Origin of the sequence: Ralstonia psammae, from assembly GCF_958405935.1 — a bacterium.
Lineage (GTDB): Bacteria > Pseudomonadota > Gammaproteobacteria > Burkholderiales > Burkholderiaceae > Ralstonia > Ralstonia psammae.
Map to the genome: position 1 here is coordinate 491,192 of NZ_CATZBU010000002.1, position 16,705 is coordinate 507,896.

A 16,705-nucleotide genomic window follows, 5' to 3' on the forward strand; every position below is an offset into this window, starting at 1 on the left:
CAGTCGAACGCTGCAGCACGTGCCAGTTCCCCCGTCAGGCGACACGCAGCGCCTGAGTGTGATCTGAAATGGCGTGGACAGTAACCCGCCGGCTGCCCTGGGGCAAGGCGGCGGGAGTCCGACAATCCAAGTGGCCGAGCAGTTCAGGCGGCCGGAACGATATGGTCTTCGCCGCTCGCCCCAAAGAGCTGGGACTTGAGCTTGGCAAGCTGATCGCGAACCGCCGCCGCCTTTTCGAATTCGAGGTTCTTGGCGTGGTCGAGCATCTGTTTTTCCAGGCGCTTGATTTCCTTGGACGCCTGCTTCTCGCTCATGTCTTCGTACTTGGCGGCCTCTTGCGCGGCCTTCAGTTCGGCTCGCGCGTCGTCGACGTTGTACACGCCGTCGATGATGTCCTTGATGCGTTTGACGACGCCGCGCGGCGTAATGCCATGCGCCTCGTTGTGGGCGATCTGCTTGGCGCGGCGGCGCTCGGTTTCGCCAATCGCCTTCTTCATCGAATCGGTCATGCGATCGGCATAGAGGATGGCGGTGCCGTTCACGTTCCGCGCCGCGCGGCCGATGGTCTGAATGAGCGAGCGCTCGGCACGCAGGAAGCCTTCCTTGTCGGCATCCAGAATCGCCACGAGTGACACTTCTGGAATATCCAGACCTTCGCGCAACAGGTTGATGCCGACCAGCACGTCGAACGTGCCCAGGCGCAGGTCACGGATGATCTCCACGCGCTCCACGGTGTCGATGTCCGAATGCAGGTAGCGGACCTTGACGCCGTTCTCCGACAGGAACTCGGTCAACTGCTCGGCCATGCGCTTGGTGAGCGTGGTCACCAGCACGCGCTCACCAGCCTCGACGCGCACATGGATCTCAGACAGCAGATCGTCGACCTGCGTCGTGGCCGGGCGCACCTCAATGATCGGGTCGACGAGGCCCGTCGGGCGCACCACCTGCTCGACGACTTCCGTGCCCGCGGTCTTCTTTTCGTAATCGCCGGGCGTGGCGGAAACGAACGTAACCTGGCGCATCTTGGTCTCGAATTCGGCAAACTTGAGCGGCCGGTTGTCGAGCGCAGAAGGCAGGCGGAAACCGTATTCGGATAGCGTTTCCTTGCGCGCACGGTCACCGTTGTACATGCCGTTGAGCTGGCCGATCAGCACGTGCGATTCATCGAGGAACATCAGCGCATCGGGCGGCAGGTAATCGACCAGCGTCGGCGGCGGCTCGCCAGGCGCGGAACCGGATAGATGGCGCGAGTAGTTCTCGATGCCCTTGCAAAATCCGAGTTCCTGGAGCATCTCCAGATCGAAGCGCGTGCGCTGCTCCAGCCGCTGCGCTTCCACCAGCTTGTTTTCCTTGTAGAAGAAATCGAGCCGTTCGCGCAGCTCCGCCTTGATGGTCTCGATGGCGCGCAAGACGGTCTCGCGCGGCGTGACGTAGTGGCTCGACGGGTACACCGTGAAGCGCGGAATCTTTTGCCGCACACGGCCGGTCAGCGGATCGAACAACTGGAGCGATTCGACCTCATCGTCAAACAGCTCCAGGCGCACGGCCATTTCTGCGTGCTCGGCGGGGAAGATGTCGACCGTGTCGCCGCGCACGCGGAAGGTGCCGCGCTGGAAATCGGTCTCGTTGCGCGTGTACTGCATGGCGATCAGGCGCGCGATCACGTCGCGCTGGCTGACCTTGTCACCCGCGCGCAGCGTCAGGATCATCTGGTGGTATTCGCTCGGGTTGCCAATGCCGTAGATGGCCGACACGGTGGCCACGATCACCACATCGCGGCGCTCGAGCAGGCTCTTGGTGGCCGAGAGCCGCATCTGCTCGATGTGCTCGTTGATCGACGAATCCTTCTCGATGAAGAGGTCGCGCTGCGGCACGTATGCCTCAGGCTGGTAGTAGTCGTAGTACGAGACGAAGTATTCGACCGCATTGCGCGGGAAGAACTCGCGGAACTCCGAATACAGCTGCGCCGCCAGCGTCTTGTTGGGCGCAAAGACAATGGCCGGCCGCCCCACCTGCGCGATCACATTGGCCATGGTGAAGGTCTTGCCTGAGCCCGTAACGCCCAGCAGGGTCTGGTACGACAGGCCGTCGCCAATGTTCTCGACGAGCTGGCGGATCGCCTCCGGCTGGTCGCCGGCCGGCGGATACGGCTGGTACAACTGGAACGGCGAGCCCTCGAAAGTCACGAACTTCGACTCGTCGTGCGGGCTGGGGACTTGGCTCAGATCGGTCATGGCGGCGGGTAGGATGGCGGCGCAGGAAGTCGACAAAGTGACTCGCACGCCCTCAGCAAATAAGGGCGGCAGCGGCAATTGCAACCAATCGTCTAGTGTAGCGCGCGCCTTTGGCAATCGTTTGGACCGCGGGGCCGGCACATCTGTACCGGCCGTTGAAACGCTTTAGGCCCCTGTTACGCAAGGATTTTTCGGGCGATTAGAGCCTGTATTCGGTACAATCTGTCTTCGTGCGCGCCTCGTTGTACATCTGGCGCCGGGCGATCCGCCCCGGAGTCCACGCCGCACCGCCTGCAAGATCCCACCGAATTCCGAACCAACCGATCGAGACATCTCATGTCGCTTTTCTCCGCAGTCGAACTGGCCCCGCGTGACCCTATCCTGGGCCTGAATGAAGCTTTCAACGCCGATACCCGCAGCACCAAAGTGAATCTGGGCGTGGGCGTGTACTTCACCGACGAAGGGAAAATTCCGGTGCTGCGCGCCGTGCAGGAAGCCGAAAAGGCCCGCCTGGCCGCCGCTGCCCCGCGTGGCTACCTGCCGATCGAAGGCATTGCCGCCTACGACCAGGCCGTGCAGAAGCTGCTGTTCGGCGCTGAATCGCCCCTGATCACCGAAGGCCGTGTGGTCACCGCACAAGCCCTGGGCGGCACCGGCGCGCTGAAGATCGGCGCCGACTTCCTCAAGCGCCTGTACCCGAACGCCAAGGTCGCAATTTCCGACCCCAGCTGGGAAAACCATCGCGCGCTGTTCGAGTCGGCCGGCTTCGAAGTCGTCAACTACGCGTACTACGATGCCCCGTCGCACGGCCTGAACTTCGCCGGCATGATGGATTCGCTCAACAGCTACGCGCCGAACACGATCATCGTGCTGCACGCCTGCTGCCACAACCCGACCGGCGTGGACATGACCACCGAGCAGTGGAAGCAGGTCGTGGAAGTCATCAAGGCCAAAAACCTGATCCCGTTCCTCGACATGGCCTATCAAGGCTTTGCCGACGGCATCCAGCAGGACGGCCTGGCCGTGCGCCTGTTTGCTGAATCGGGCCTGTCGTTCTTCGTTTCCAGCTCGTTCTCGAAGTCGTTCTCGCTGTACGGCGAGCGCGTCGGCGCGCTGTCGATCGTGACGACGAGCAAGGACGAAGCCGCCCGCGTGCTGTCGCAAGTCAAGCGCGTGATCCGCACGAACTACTCCAACCCGCCGACGCACGGCGGCACGATCGTCGCCAGCGTGCTGACGAGCCCCGAGCTGCGCGCGATGTGGGAGCAGGAACTGGGCGAAATGCGCGATCGCATCAAGTCGATGCGCAACGCGCTGGTCGACAAGCTGGCCGCCAAGGGCGTGAAGACCGATTTCTCGTTCGTGAAGGCCCAGCGCGGCATGTTCTCGTACTCGGGCCTGACCTCCGCGCAAGTGGATCGCCTGCGCACCGAGCACGGCATCTACGCCGTGTCGACGGGCCGCATCTGCGTGGCCGCGCTGAACACGCATAACATCGACGCCGTGGTCAACGCCATCGCTGATGTTCTGTAAGGTGCTGTAGGCGTCACGCCTTAGGCGCAATTGCAAAAAGAAAAGCGGCTTCGGCCGCTTTTTTGCTGCATGGAGCTAGACTGACACGGGCGCATCATATAAGCCGCGTAACACTCTGTTATCAGGGTTTATGCTGCATCGCAGTAGCCTGCACTCAGGCGCATAATCGTTTGCGTCGCCCTCGCCACTAAAGACCGGTCCAGCCATGCTTTACCAGCTTCACGAATTCCAGCGCGCCCTGCTCAGCCCCATGACGGCCTGGGCCCAGGCGACTGCCAAGACCTTCACCAACCCCCTGAGTCCGCTGTCCCTGATGCCCGGCGCGCAACGCTACGCCGCGGGCTACGAGCTGCTATACCGCCTGGGCAAGGAGTACGAGAAGCCGGAATTCGGCATTCGCTCCGTCAAATCCAACGGGCGCGACATTCCCATCGTCGAACAGACCATCGTCGAGAAGCCGTTCTGCCGCCTGATCCGCTTCAAGCGCTACGCCGACGACGCCGAGACCATCACGCTGCTCAAGGACGAGCCCGTCGTGCTGGTGTGTGCGCCGCTGTCGGGCCACCACTCGACGCTGCTGCGTGACACCGTGCGCACGCTGCTGCAGGATCACAAGGTGTACGTGACCGATTGGATCGACGCTCGCATGGTGCCGACCGAAGAAGGTGCCTTCCACCTGTCGGACTACATCAACTACATCCGCGAGTTCATCAACCATATTGGCGCCGACAAGCTGCATGTGATCTCGGTGTGCCAGCCGACCGTGCCGGTGCTGGCTGCGATCTCGTTGATGGCCTCGGACGGCGAGAAGACGCCGCGCACCATGACCATGATGGGCGGTCCGATTGACGCGCGTAAGAGCCCGACCGCCGTGAACTCGCTGGCGACCAACAAGTCGCACAGCTGGTTCGAGACCAACGTGATCTACACGGTACCGGCCAACTATCCGGGCCACGGCCGCAAGGTGTATCCGGGCTTCCTGCAGCACGCCGGCTTCGTGGCGATGAATCCGGACCGCCACCTGTCGTCGCACTACGACTACTACCTGAACCTGATCGAAGGCGACAGGGAAGACGCGGAAGCCCACGTGCGCTTCTACGACGAGTACAACGCCGTGCTCGACATGGCCGCCGAGTACTACCTCGAGACCATCCGCGACGTTTTCCAGGAATTCCACCTGGCCAACGGCACGTGGGTAGTGGAAGGCAAGCCGGTGCGCCCGCAGGACATCAAGAGCACCGCGCTTTTCACCATCGAAGGCGAACTGGACGACATCTCCGGCAGCGGTCAGACCGAAGCCGCGCATGGCCTGTGCACCGGCATCCCGAATGCGCGCAAGCAGCACCTGACGGCGCCCAAGTGCGGCCACTACGGCATCTTCTCGGGTCGCCGCTGGCGCGAGCAGGTGTATCCGCAGTTGCGCGATTTCATCCGCCGCTACGACGAGAACGCACCGCGCATCAAGGCTGTTGCCTAAGTCTGAACGCCCCAACAAAAAAGCCTCGCGATTGCGAGGCTTTTTGTTGTGCGACGACGCTTCGGTCAATGCAGGGTCGATCAAACCCGGGGCCGGTCCAGATACGCCAGCAGCATCTTGATATGCAGTTGCGCGAACGCCTCGTGCTCGTCGGCCGAGGCAATGTCGCGCCCCACCACGGCGCTGATCGTGTAGCGGTTGGACAGCACGTAATAGCCCAGCGCCGAGATCGTCAGATACAGGCGCGGCACATCGACGTCGTCACGGAAGATGCCGGTCCGCTGGCCGCGCTCCACCACGCCACGCAGCACCTCGATGACCGGATTGACCAGCTCGCCCAAGTGCGGCGACGTCTTCAGATGCCGCGCCTCGTGCAGGTTTTCGCTGTTGAGCAGGCGGATGAACTCGGGATTCTCGTAATAGAAATCCCAGACGAAACGCGCGAGCTGGATGACCGCCTCGCGCGGGTCCGACGACTCGATCTGCACCTGCTCTTCCGCCTCCTTGAAGCGGAAATACATGTGCTCGAGCACGGTGAGGAAGAGCTTTTCCTTGCTGCCGTAGTAGTAATACAGCATGCGCTCGTTGGTCTCGGCACGGCGGGCGATGGCGTCGACACGGGCACCGGCAAAGCCGCCACGCGAAAACTCTTCGATGGCCGCAGCGAGGATGCGTCGGCGCGTGCCGGCGGGGTCGCGACGCGCGCGGGGTGCGGCAGATTCGCCATGAACATCGGCTTCGATGTCGGCGAGCGGCGCGGCTGGGTGAGACGGCATGGCACCTCGGTCCGTTTAGAACGCAAGAATTATGTCATAGGGTGAAGACATGCCCGCCGCACGCGATGTCAGGGCATGCACGCCTTGCGCAGGGGCCAAATCGGCGATAATGGCAGGCTATTCAAACGAGAAGTCCCATCGTGGTTTCCTTGGTCCCCGCATTGGTCACATCCTTGGCCGACCGGCTCGAAAACCTCCTGCCGCAAACGCAATGCACCAAGTGCGGCTACAACGGCTGCCGCCCCTACGCTGAAGCCATGGCCAACGGCGAGGCGCTGCCCAACCGCTGCCCGCCCGGCGGCGCGGAAGGCATTCGCCGGTTGTCCGACGCGCTCGGCCGCACGGGTGAACCGTCGCCGCTGGACCCTTCCAACGGCATCGAACAACCGCGCGCCGTCGCCGTCATCGACCCGGAACGCTGCATCGGTTGCACGCTGTGCATTCAGGCGTGCCCGGTCGACGCCATCGTGGGTGCGCCCAAGGCGATGCACACGGTGCTGGAAGACTGGTGCACTGGTTGCGACCTCTGCGTGCCACCCTGCCCCGTCGATTGCATCGACATGATCCCCGTGACCGGCGAACGCACGGGCTGGGATGCCTGGAGCCAGCAACAAGCCAATGTTGCGCGGGACCGCTACGGCTTCCGCAACGCACGCCTCAAGCGCGAGCAAGCCGAGAACGAAGCCCGCCTTGCCGCCAAGGCCGCGGCAAAACTCGCTGCCGTCAGCGCCGAACAACCGGCTGATGACGCCGAACTCGCCGCGCAGGCACGCAAAAAGGCAATCATCCAGGCCGCGATTGAACGGGCGCGCCAGAAGCAGGCCGAGATGGCCGCACGCGGGCAAGGTCCGCGCAACGTGACCGACGTGTCGGCGGATGTGCAGGCGCAGATTGACGAGGCTGAAGCCCGCCGCAAGCGCATCGCCAGCCAGATCGAACACGGCACCCAACCCGACGCAGACAAACCCTGAACCCTGCCCCGACGATGAATCCCGCCAAGCGCCACGCCATCTTCGAGACCCTGCGCGAGAGCAACCCAACGCCGACTACCGAACTGGAATACACCACACCGTTCGAGTTGTTGATTGCCGTGCTGCTCTCGGCGCAGGCGACCGACGTGGGCGTGAACAAGGCAACACGCAAGCTGTTTCCGGTGGCCAATACGCCGGCAAAGCTCTTGGCGCTGGGCGAGGAAGGCATCACGGAATACATCAAGACCATCGGGCTGTATCGCACCAAGTGCAAGCACATCCTGCAGACGTGCCGCATCCTGCTCGACCGGTACAGCGGTGAAGTGCCGCGTGACCGCGCCGCGCTGGAAGAGCTACCGGGCGTAGGCCGCAAGACAGCCAATGTAGTGATGAACACGGCATTCGGCGAGCCCACGATTGCGGTGGACACGCACATCTTTCGCGTGGCCAATCGCACCGGGTTGGCGCCGGGCAAGAACGTGCTGGAAGTCGAGCTGAAACTGCTGAAGGTGGTACCGGAGGCGTTTCGACAGGACGCGCACCACTGGCTGATCCTGCATGGGCGCTATGTGTGCAAGGCACGCAAGCCCGAGTGCTGGCATTGCGCCATCGAGCCGCTGTGCGAATTCAGGCCGAAGACGCCGGCACCGAAGGAATGAAAAACGGGGACCGCAGCTGCTGATGCGAGTCCCCGTTTCTTTGCGCGATCGATGGTGGATCAAACGATCTTGCACGCCTCTTCGAACGACAGGCGCGGGTTGCGCGGGTGCAGCTTCTCGGCGTCGCCGTAGCCGATGTTCATGATGAAGTTGACCTTCCACTGGCCATCGGGGAAGAACGTCTCGTTCACCTTGTCGGCATCGAAGCCGGCCATCGGGCCGCAATCCAGGCCCAGGGCACGCGCAGCGAGCACCAGATAGCCACCCTGCAGCGAGCCGTTCATCAGCGCTGCTGCATTGATCTTGGCCTGGTCGCCGGCGTACCACGAACGCGCATCGGTGTGCGGGAACAGCTTGGGCAGTTGCTCATGGAATTGCGTGTCGTACGCAACGATCACGGCCACGGGTGCCTGGCGGGTCTTTTCCTGATTGCCGGCCGACATACACGGAATCAAGCGCTCCTTGGCGGCCGCACTCTTGACGAACACGAAGCGGGCCGGCGTGCTGTTGGCGGCGGTCGGGCCGTACTTCACGGTGTCGTACAGCGTGTGCAGCAGTTCGTCGTCGACCGGCTTGTCCAGCCACACGTTGTGGGTACGGGCTGCGTGGAACAGTTGGTCCAGTACGGACGGTTCAAGCATCGGCATTGCAAGGTGCTCCGGAAAGAGTTGAGGAGCGCATTGTAATGCGCCGTATCCGCGCGCGCCCGACACCTACACGCCCCGGATGGGCATCCGGCACCGTCAGCGGTACGGATGCTTTATAAAAAATGGCATGCCTTGTTTGTATTTAATCCCATCTATTGCGACACGCCATTGCATTGGCATGGTCATTTTTACAGCCCATCGCGCGCGATGAAAAACAGCCCTTTACAACGGTTTGCTTACGAACTAATTTTTCGTTCGTCATTGCATTACCCGCAGGGTTGGACGTATCGGATGCGCCCCCGGTTTTAAGCCAGGGGCGCGGCTGCATTCATCCCGACGTTTTCGCACTGTCCTTGCCAGACTTTGCGCAAACACCCTGAGTGCTTGACCCCAACGCCGTTTCCATTTTTTGAAATCCGATCGGGTTTCAGGGGTTTCTTTTGCCCAATAAAAAGCGATTGCATTAATTTCCGCAAGCAAGGCGGGAAATCAGAATATTCGGTTCGCGTCGTAGATAAATTACAAAACGCAAATCGAATATGGAGCCCACTTAAAACTACACGTTTTAAGTGATGGCGTTCGTCACCCTGAAGAAGGCCATTATCGCCATGAAAAAATCCAGGTTATCGACCGGTGATTTTGCAGGATTGCCTCGCACCTTTGGTGCATCGTTTGCGGCAGCGGCGCTGTCCGCCGTGCTGCTGGCGGGTTGCGGCGGCGGAGACTCATCCGCCACGGCCAACCCCAGCGGCGTTGCCTCCAACGCCGGCAGCGCAACCACGCAGCCGGTGACGGCGGCCGTGCCGCCCGACCAGCCTTACGTAGACCCGAACGTCTACGGCACCGGGCCCAACGACGCCCTGCCCGCCGACCCTGGCGAGAGCGCGGCCATCACCCACCACACGGTGACGATCGGCGGCAAGAGCATCGCCTACACGGCCACCGCCGGCCACCTGACGACCATCGACCCGGTCACGTCCCAGTCCAACGCGACGATGTTCTACGTGGCGTACACGCAGGACAACCCGGACCCGTCGAAACCGCGCCCGGTGACGTTCTTCTATAACGGCGGCCCAGGGTCGTCGTCGGTGTTCCTGCTGCTGGGCTCGTTCGGGCCGAAGCGGCTTCAGTCATCGTTCCCGAACTTCACGCCGCCGGCGCCGTACAAGCTGCCCGATAACCCGGACAGCCTGCTCGACCGCTCCGACCTGGTGTTCATCAACCCGGTCGGCACAGGCTATTCAGCCGCCATTGCACCGGCCAAGAACAAGGACTTCTGGGGCACCGACCAGGACGCGCGCTCCATCGATCGCTTCATCCAGCGTTATCTGACCAAGAACTCGCGCTGGAACTCGCCCAAGTTCCTGTACGGCGAGTCGTATGGCACGGCGCGCAGTGCGGTGCTGTCGTGGGTGCTGCATGAAGACGGTATCGAGCTGAACGGGATCACGCTGCAATCGTCGATCCTCGACTACGCGAATGCACTCTCGGCCGTCGGCACCTTCCCCACGCTGGCCGCCGACGCGTTCTACTGGAAGAAGACGACGCTCAACCCGGCACCGACCGACCTCGACAGCTACATGACCCAGGCCCGCAACTACGCCGACAACACGCTCGCACCGCTTGCACAAGCACCGAGCGCCGCAGACGGCGGCTTCGTCAACGTGCGCCTGAACCTGAACCTGGCGACGGCACAGACGATGGGCTCGTACATCGGCACCGATCCGGTCTCGCTGATCCAGACGTTCGGCAACCCGGCAGCGCTGGGCAACGTTCCGTCGCAGAACAACAATCCGCCGTACACATTCTTCCTGACGCTGAACCCCGGCATCCAGATCGGCCAGTATGACGGCCGCGCCAACTACACTGGCCAGGGCATCGCGCCGTTCATCCTGCCGAACTCGGGCAGCAACGATCCGTCGATCTCGAACATCGGCGGCGCGTACACGGTGCTGTGGAACAGCTACCTGAACACCCAGCTCAAGTACACGTCGACCTCGTCGTTCGTGGACCTGAACGACGCCGTGTTCAACAACTGGGACTTCAGCCACATCGACCCGACGGGCGCCAACAAGGGCGGCGGCAACACGCTCTACACCGCCGGCGACCTGGCCTCGACGATGAGCCTGAACCCTGACCTGAAGGTGCTGCAGGCCAGCGGCTACTTCGACGCGGTCACGCCGTTCCACCAGACCGAATTGACGCTGGCGCAAATGCCGCTCGATCCGACGCTCAAGGCGAAGAACCTGACGATCAAGAATTACCCGTCGGGCCACATGATCTATCTGAACGATGCGTCGCGCACTGCGCTCAAGGGCGATCTGGCTTCGTTCTACGATGGCGTGATGGCCGATCGGCCGGCCTTGATGCGGGTGCAGAGCCTGCAACGCCTGCCAGGGGGGCCGAAGAAGTAATCGCTTCAAGGCAGAAAGCAAAACCGCCCAGTTCACGCTGGGCGGTTTTTGTTCGGAGTGACGTTCCGACTTCAGGCCATGTCATCCGCACCGTGACCGGCAGGTTTCGCATCTGCACGCGTGAGCCACAGCACGCCCGCCAGGATCAATGCGCCACCGGCCATCTGCATGGGTGCGATCGACTCGCCGAGCAGCATCGCGGCCAACATCACCGTCACGACCGGCTCCAGCGTAGACAGCATCGACGCCTGCGCCGCCCCCAGCTTCTGCAAGCCTGCAAAAAACGTGAGGATCGCCACCACCGTCGACACGCCTGCAATGGCCAGGGCCGCAGCCCAGCCGCCGAACGTGCCGGGCAGATGCGCAGGCGCGCCGACCAGCGCCATACCCGTGTACACCACGGCCGCAGCGGTACAGATGACGGTCGTACATGCCAGGGGATCCAGCCCGCGCGTGACCCGTGCGCCGACCGTGATGTAGATCGAGTAGATCACCGCGGACGCCACACCCAGCGCAATGCCGAACAGGCTGCCGCCGGCCAGGCCTGCACCGCCCACCGTCAGCCCCGCCCCTACCGAGCACAGCACCAGCGCGATGATCGCCGTGGTGGTCAGCCGCTCGCGCAGGAAAATCGCGGCCAGCACCGTCACGAACATCGGATACAGATACAGCAGCAGCGCCACCAGGCTAGCCGGCGCGTAGTTCAACGCCGTGAAGAACGCGAACGACTGTCCCGCGTAACCGATGCCGCCCATTGCCGCCAGCCCCGCCACGCGTGACCAGGGCGGTATGCCGATGCGACGAACACGCATCACCACCATCAACGCCCCGGCCGCGATCACAAAGCGCAGGATCAGTAGACCCACCACATTGGCGCCGCTCGCGTAGGCGTAGTGCGTGAAGATGGCCATCGCGCCGAATGATGCGGCGGACACGGCGATCAGCAGCACGCCAAGGAGCTTGTCAGCGGCGCGCGCAGCGAGGGAGGAATCGGTGGCTTGTCTCATGGCGTGCGCCGTTTTTTCTTGCGATCGGCGTCTGCGGGTGCGAGGCGCCATTGTAGCGTTGCCGTCGTCCGAGGCCGCCCGGCAGGCATCAAGGCGCGCCGGTACAATGGCGGAATCATGTTCAATCCCTCCCGCGACGAAGTCCGTCAATTCTTCTGCGGCGCGTGGCGCAAGCACCGCCAGGCAGAAATCCTCACGCCCCTCGAAGCCATGGCGCTCGACTGGATGCTGCAGCATCCCGAATACCACGACACGCTGGAAGCCGGCGAAGAAGCCCTCGCCCGCGACTACACGCCCGAGAGCGGCCAAAGCAACCCGTTCCTGCACCTGTCGATGCACCTGTCGATCAGCGAGCAGGTCTCGGTGGATCAGCCGCGCGGCATTCGCGCCGCGTATGAGGCACTGGCCCAGCGACTCGACTCTGCGCACGAGGCACAGCATCAGGTGATGGAATGCCTGGGCCAGATGCTGTGGACGGCGCAGCGCACCGGCCTGCCACCCGACGGCGAGGCCTACATCGAATGCGTGCGCAAGCGCGCAACTGCCCGCTGAATCTGACGCCACAAAAAAAACCGCTCCGAGGAGCGGTTTTTCTTTACCGGCGATACCGCATTACTTCTTGAGCACCAGCGAACCCGGCAGCGATTCGATGTACGCAGCAATATCCTTCAGCTCAGCCTGCGTGAACGGACGCGGCTTGCCGTCGGCACCGGTCGTGGCAGGGTTGCTGTTGACCTGGCCCGCCATGATGGCGTTGCTGCGGCCAACCAGCGGGTTGTTGCTGGTCTGATAGGCCAGCAGCGCGTGATAGATGTAGTCGCCGTGCTGACCAGCCAGCTTAGGATAATCCGGCGAGATCGGGGCGTTCAGGCCGGCACCATGGCAGGCCGCGCACGTGCCCTTCTCCACCAGTTGCTTGCCTTTTTCCAGATCAGCAGCCTGTGCCGACACGGCCGCAGCCAGCATCAACGCGCCCAGATTGAACGAGATTGCGAGCGAGATCTTCTTCATATTCTTCCTCGTCACTTCTGGGGGTTGTTTTGGGTAGCGGCCGTCTGCTGCGAGTAATACGCGGCGAGGTTGGCGATGTCCTGGTCCGTCAGCGACCCGGCGATGGCCCGCATGGTCGGGTGTTTGCGGTCACCCTTCTGGTACGCATGCAGCGCGCTTTCGATGTACTTGGCGTTCTGGCCGCCCAGATAGGGCACGCGATACACCTCGGGGAACGACGTCTTGTAGTCGGGGATGGCATGGCAACCGATGCACATGGCGACCTTGTTCTCGGCGGCGGCCGCATTGCCCTGAACGTCGGCGGCGGCGGCGTTGTTGGCTGCGGCGGACAGTGCGCCTAATGTGCCCAGTGCGGCCACCATGGTGAGGATCTTTTTCATCTCGTTCTTAAGCGTGGAGTTTCAGAATCCTGCTCGCCCTGCCGGCTTGGCTCGTGTCAGCCGGCTGTCTCGCTGGGCGCTTTCACCCGCCGTTGGCAAGAAGCCAGAAGACGGTCATTTGCGGTGCGTCAAACCGGCGCATTGTACCGCACCGATTTTTTGCCAGTCCAGTTAGGGCTCCCGTGACTTGACAGCAAGGAATGGCGCGGTGGGGTCGCGCTGCTGCCGCCCGGCGTCAAACACCCAAATCCTCTTATACTGGCCGTTTCCAAATCTTTTACCGCTCAGTAGGCTTGCACGATGAATACCACCACCTCGCCTGCCCCATCCGACCAGCGCACACGCTTCGAAGGCTCCGATCAGTACGTTGCCACAGATGACCTCAAGCTCGCCGTCAATGCCTCGATGACGCTGCAGCGCCCGCTGCTCATCAAGGGCGAGCCAGGCACGGGCAAGACCATGCTGGCCGAGGAAGTGGCCGCCGCGCTGGGCATGCCGCTGCTGCAGTGGCATGTGAAATCGACCACCAAGGCGCAGCAGGGCCTGTACGAATACGACGCCGTCTCGCGCCTGCGCGACTCGCAGCTGGGCGATGACAAGGTGCACGACATCCGCAACTACATCGTCAAGGGTGTGCTGTGGCAGGCCTTCGAGGCGGATGAACCTGTCGTGCTGCTGATCGATGAGATCGACAAGGCCGACATCGAATTCCCCAACGACCTGTTGCGCGAGTTGGATCGCATGGAGTTCTACGTGTACGAAACGCGCGAAACCATCCGCGCCAGGCACCGCCCCCTGGTGATCATCACGTCGAACAACGAGAAGGAATTGCCCGACGCGTTCCTGCGCCGCTGCTTCTTCCACTACATCAAGTTTCCGGATGCCGAGACCATGCAGGCGATCGTCGACGTCCACTACCCAGGCATCAAGCCGTCGCTGGTGAAGGCCGCGCTGGAGGCGTTCTACGAGATGCGCAACCTGCCGGGGCTGAAGAAGAAGCCTTCGACCTCTGAGCTGATCGACTGGCTCAAGCTGCTGCTGGCCGAAGACATTCCGCCGGAATCCCTGCGCAGCCAGGACAAGAACGCCGCGATTCCACCGCTGCATGGCGCGCTGCTCAAGAACGAGCAGGACGTGCACCTGTTCGAGCGCCTGGTTTTCATGAACCGCGCCAACCGCTGAGCAAGGCTGCACGATGTCGCGCCTGATCGAGCCCGTCATCCTGTCCGGCCAGCACGCCTGGCTGGAGCCGCTTGGCCCCGAGCACGAGGAGGAAGTCCGCGCGGCGGCCGCCGACGGCGAGCTGTGGAAGCTCTGGTACACCTCAGTGCCCACGCCGGAAAAGACCCGCGACTGGCTGGCCATTGCGCTGGACATGCGCGAGCGGCTGGGTGGCATGCCCTTCGTCGTTCGCGAGATGCACGAAGGCAGCCCCGGCAAGGTGATCGGCGCGACGCGCTTCTTCAACGTGGACGAGGCCAACCGGCGGTTGGAGATCGGCCATACGTGGTACGCAAAATCCGTCCAACGTACGGCCGTCAACACCGAATGCAAGCTGTTGCTCCTCACGCATGCATTCGAAACGCTGCGCTGCATTGCAGTGGAATTCCGCACGCACTGGATGAACCACCAGAGCCGCGCCGCCATTGCGCGTCTGGGCGCCAAGCAGGACGGCGTGCTGCGCAATCACCAACGCATGCCGGATGGCAGCTTCCGCGACACGGTGGTGTTTTCGATCATCGAATCGGAATGGCTGACTGTGAAACGCCATCTGCAATACAAGCTGGAGCGGCCCTCCATCTGAGGGCCGAAGGACACCATGCTGATCGACTTCTTTTTCACGCTGCGGCAGGCCAAGCTGCCGGTCTCGGTCAAGGAATACCTGACGCTGCTTGAAGGGCTCAAGCAGCAGGTCATCGCACCGTCGCTCGACGAGTTCTACTTCCTGGCGCGCATGACGCTGGTGAAGGACGAGAAGCATTTCGACAAGTTCGATCAGGCGTTCGGCGCTTACTTCAAGGGCGTGGAAGGCGCGGTCGACTGGCGCGCGGATATTCCGCTGGATTGGCTCACCAAGAAGCTGGAGCGCGAGCTTTCGCCGGAAGAGAAAGCCAAGATCGAGGCCATGGGCGGCCTCGACAAACTGATGGAGCGCCTGAAGGAACTGCTGAACGAGCAGCACGAGCGTCACGAAGGCGGCAACAAGTGGATCGGCACCGGTGGCACGTCGCCGTTCGGGCACGGCGGCTACAACCCGGAAGGCATCCGCATCGGCGGGCCATCGAAGGGCAACCGCACCGCGGTCAAGGTATGGGAAGCGCGCGCGTACAAGGATTACGACGACACCGTCGAACTCGGCACGCGCAACATCAAGGTGGCGCTGCGCCGCCTGCGCAAGTTCGCGCGCGATGGTGCGGACATCGAGCTGGACCTGGACGACACCATCCACTCCACCGCCGCCAACGCCGGCATGCTCGACATCAAGATGCGCCCCGAGCGGCACAACAACGTCAAGGTACTGATGCTGATGGACGTGGGCGGCTCGATGGACGATCACATCAAGCGCGTGGAGGAGCTTTTCTCTGCCGCCAAGACCGAGTTCAAGCACCTCGAGTATTACTACTTCCACAACTGCGTCTACGAATGGCTGTGGAAAAACAACCGGCGGCGCCATGCGGAGCGCTTCTCCACGTGGGACGTCATCCGCAAGTACCCGCCCGACTACAAGCTGATCTTCGTGGGCGATGCGACCATGAGCCCGTATGAAATCCTGCAGGCCGGCGGCTCGGTGGAATACAACAACGCCGAGGCCGGGGCCACGTGGCTCAAGCGACTGATCGAGCAGTTCCCGAAGTTCGTCTGGCTGAACCCCGAGCCGGAAGGCCTGTGGGAGTACCGCCAGTCCATCTCGGTCATCAACCAGATCGTGAAGACGCGGATGTATCCGGTGACGATTGCCGGGTTGGAATCGGCGATGCGGCTGCTGTCCAAGTAGCGGCCCTCGTTCGTGTTGCTCCGGGCGTGGATGCGGTGATTACCTGACGCGTAATCGACATCATCCACGCCGGCACCGAAGATGAAGCCATGCAGCGCGGTGCATGAATCCACGCGCTGAGCACGCTCCCCACCTCGAACGGAGAAACGCCATGACTGCCACCCAACTCGCCGCCAACGACACCCTCGCCGACACGCTGGTCGACCGCTACATCGCCGCGTGGAACGCCACGGATGCTGCCCAGCGCCGCAACCTCGTCGCGCAGACCTGGAGCGAAACCGCCACCTATGTCGACCCGCTGATGCAGGGCGCGGGCCATAACGGCATCGACGCGCTCATCGCCGGCGTGCAGGCCAAGTTTCCGGGTTTCCGCTTCGCACGTGACGGCCAGGCTGACGTGGTGCAGGACACGATCCGCTTTCGCTGGACCCTCGGCCCGGAAGGCCAGGCGCTGGTCAAGGGCACGGACTTCGTACGGATGGAAAACGGCCGCATGCAGGCAGTGACAGGTTTCATCGACCAGATGCCGGGCATGGGCGACGCGGCCTGAGCATGTGCTGCGAAAAAGAAAACGCCCCGCAATGCCGGGGCGTTTTGCATG

At 62.7% G+C, this 16,705-nt stretch carries 16 protein-coding genes; 10 read left to right on the forward strand and 6 right to left on the reverse strand.

Going from position 1 to position 16,705, the window contains the following annotated elements; all coding sequences use genetic code 11:
• Window positions 1–143 precede the first annotated feature (143 nt).
• On the reverse strand, window positions 144–2,234 hold the full coding sequence (gene uvrB, locus R2N16_RS06060) for an excinuclease ABC subunit UvrB (RefSeq protein WP_316664662.1): 2,091 nt from the start codon (window positions 2,232–2,234) through the stop codon (window positions 144–146).
• Between the two features lie 336 nt (window positions 2,235–2,570).
• On the opposite strand from uvrB, the gene R2N16_RS06065 reads away from it, so the two are divergent.
• Window positions 2,571–3,767, forward strand: coding sequence for an amino acid aminotransferase (locus R2N16_RS06065; protein ID WP_316664663.1), 1,197 nt, complete (start codon window positions 2,571–2,573; stop codon window positions 3,765–3,767).
• Between the two features lie 205 nt (window positions 3,768–3,972).
• Window positions 3,973–5,244, forward strand: a complete 1,272-nt coding sequence (locus tag R2N16_RS06070; RefSeq protein ID WP_316664664.1) for a polyhydroxyalkanoate depolymerase — start codon at window positions 3,973–3,975, stop codon at window positions 5,242–5,244.
• A gap of 80 nt (window positions 5,245–5,324) precedes the next feature.
• Here R2N16_RS06070 and R2N16_RS06075 read toward each other — a convergent pair whose 3' ends face one another.
• The gene (locus tag R2N16_RS06075) at window positions 5,325–6,020 is read right to left on the reverse strand and encodes a TetR/AcrR family transcriptional regulator (protein ID WP_316664665.1); all 696 of its coding nucleotides are present in this window, start codon (window positions 6,018–6,020) and stop codon (window positions 5,325–5,327) included.
• Window positions 6,021–6,160: 140 nt separating this feature from the next.
• Here R2N16_RS06075 and rsxB point away from each other — a divergent pair, with 140 nt between their 5' ends.
• Together rsxB and nth are read left to right on the forward strand one after the other, a co-directional pair.
• A complete protein-coding gene (gene rsxB, locus R2N16_RS06080) occupies window positions 6,161–6,991 on the forward strand; it encodes an electron transport complex subunit RsxB (protein ID WP_316664666.1) in 831 nt (276 codons plus the stop codon).
• A gap of 14 nt (window positions 6,992–7,005) precedes the next feature.
• Window positions 7,006–7,650 carry an endonuclease III gene (gene nth / locus R2N16_RS06085; protein ID WP_316664667.1) on the forward strand — a complete coding sequence of 215 codons (645 nt, stop codon included), beginning with the start codon at window positions 7,006–7,008 and terminating at the stop codon, window positions 7,648–7,650.
• Window positions 7,651–7,709: 59 nt separating this feature from the next.
• Here the strand turns inward: nth and R2N16_RS06090 are convergent, their stop codons facing one another.
• Entirely contained in the window at window positions 7,710–8,297 is a 588-nt protein-coding gene (locus tag R2N16_RS06090; RefSeq protein ID WP_092971613.1) for a malonic semialdehyde reductase, read from the reverse strand.
• 608 nt (window positions 8,298–8,905) lie between these two features.
• Between R2N16_RS06090 and R2N16_RS06095 the strand changes: the two genes are divergently transcribed.
• Window positions 8,906–10,711 carry a S10 family peptidase gene (locus R2N16_RS06095; RefSeq protein WP_428984095.1) on the forward strand — a complete coding sequence of 602 codons (1,806 nt, stop codon included), beginning with the start codon at window positions 8,906–8,908 and terminating at the stop codon, window positions 10,709–10,711.
• Window positions 10,712–10,782: 71 nt separating this feature from the next.
• On the opposite strand, the gene R2N16_RS06100 is transcribed toward R2N16_RS06095, so the two are convergent.
• Entirely contained in the window at window positions 10,783–11,718 is a 936-nt protein-coding gene (locus R2N16_RS06100; RefSeq protein WP_316664669.1) for a DMT family transporter, read from the reverse strand.
• A 117-nt stretch (window positions 11,719–11,835) separates the two neighbouring features.
• On the opposite strand from R2N16_RS06100, the gene R2N16_RS06105 reads away from it, so the two are divergent.
• Window positions 11,836–12,270, forward strand: a complete 435-nt coding sequence (locus tag R2N16_RS06105) for a DUF1841 family protein (RefSeq protein WP_316664670.1) — start codon at window positions 11,836–11,838, stop codon at window positions 12,268–12,270.
• A gap of 60 nt (window positions 12,271–12,330) precedes the next feature.
• Here R2N16_RS06105 and R2N16_RS06110 read toward each other — a convergent pair whose 3' ends face one another.
• Together R2N16_RS06110 and R2N16_RS06115 are read right to left on the reverse strand one after the other, a co-directional pair.
• Window positions 12,331–12,729, reverse strand: a complete 399-nt coding sequence (locus tag R2N16_RS06110; RefSeq protein ID WP_316664671.1) for a c-type cytochrome — start codon at window positions 12,727–12,729, stop codon at window positions 12,331–12,333.
• Between the two features lie 11 nt (window positions 12,730–12,740).
• Entirely contained in the window at window positions 12,741–13,109 is a 369-nt protein-coding gene (locus R2N16_RS06115) for a c-type cytochrome (RefSeq protein ID WP_316664672.1), read from the reverse strand.
• 300 nt (window positions 13,110–13,409) lie between these two features.
• Here R2N16_RS06115 and R2N16_RS06120 point away from each other — a divergent pair, with 300 nt between their 5' ends.
• The 4 genes from R2N16_RS06120 (at window position 13,410) to R2N16_RS06135 (ending at window position 16,654) form a co-directional block, all read left to right on the forward strand.
• The gene (locus R2N16_RS06120) at window positions 13,410–14,291 is read left to right on the forward strand and encodes an AAA family ATPase (protein ID WP_316664673.1); all 882 of its coding nucleotides are present in this window, start codon (window positions 13,410–13,412) and stop codon (window positions 14,289–14,291) included.
• A gap of 13 nt (window positions 14,292–14,304) precedes the next feature.
• Window positions 14,305–14,913 carry a GNAT family N-acetyltransferase gene (locus R2N16_RS06125; protein WP_316664675.1) on the forward strand — a complete coding sequence of 203 codons (609 nt, stop codon included), beginning with the start codon at window positions 14,305–14,307 and terminating at the stop codon, window positions 14,911–14,913.
• A gap of 15 nt (window positions 14,914–14,928) precedes the next feature.
• Window positions 14,929–16,104 carry a vWA domain-containing protein gene (locus tag R2N16_RS06130; protein ID WP_316664677.1) on the forward strand — a complete coding sequence of 392 codons (1,176 nt, stop codon included), beginning with the start codon at window positions 14,929–14,931 and terminating at the stop codon, window positions 16,102–16,104.
• A 151-nt stretch (window positions 16,105–16,255) separates the two neighbouring features.
• The gene (locus R2N16_RS06135) at window positions 16,256–16,654 is read left to right on the forward strand and encodes a nuclear transport factor 2 family protein (RefSeq protein ID WP_316664678.1); all 399 of its coding nucleotides are present in this window, start codon (window positions 16,256–16,258) and stop codon (window positions 16,652–16,654) included.
• Window positions 16,655–16,705: the final 51 nt, after the last annotated feature.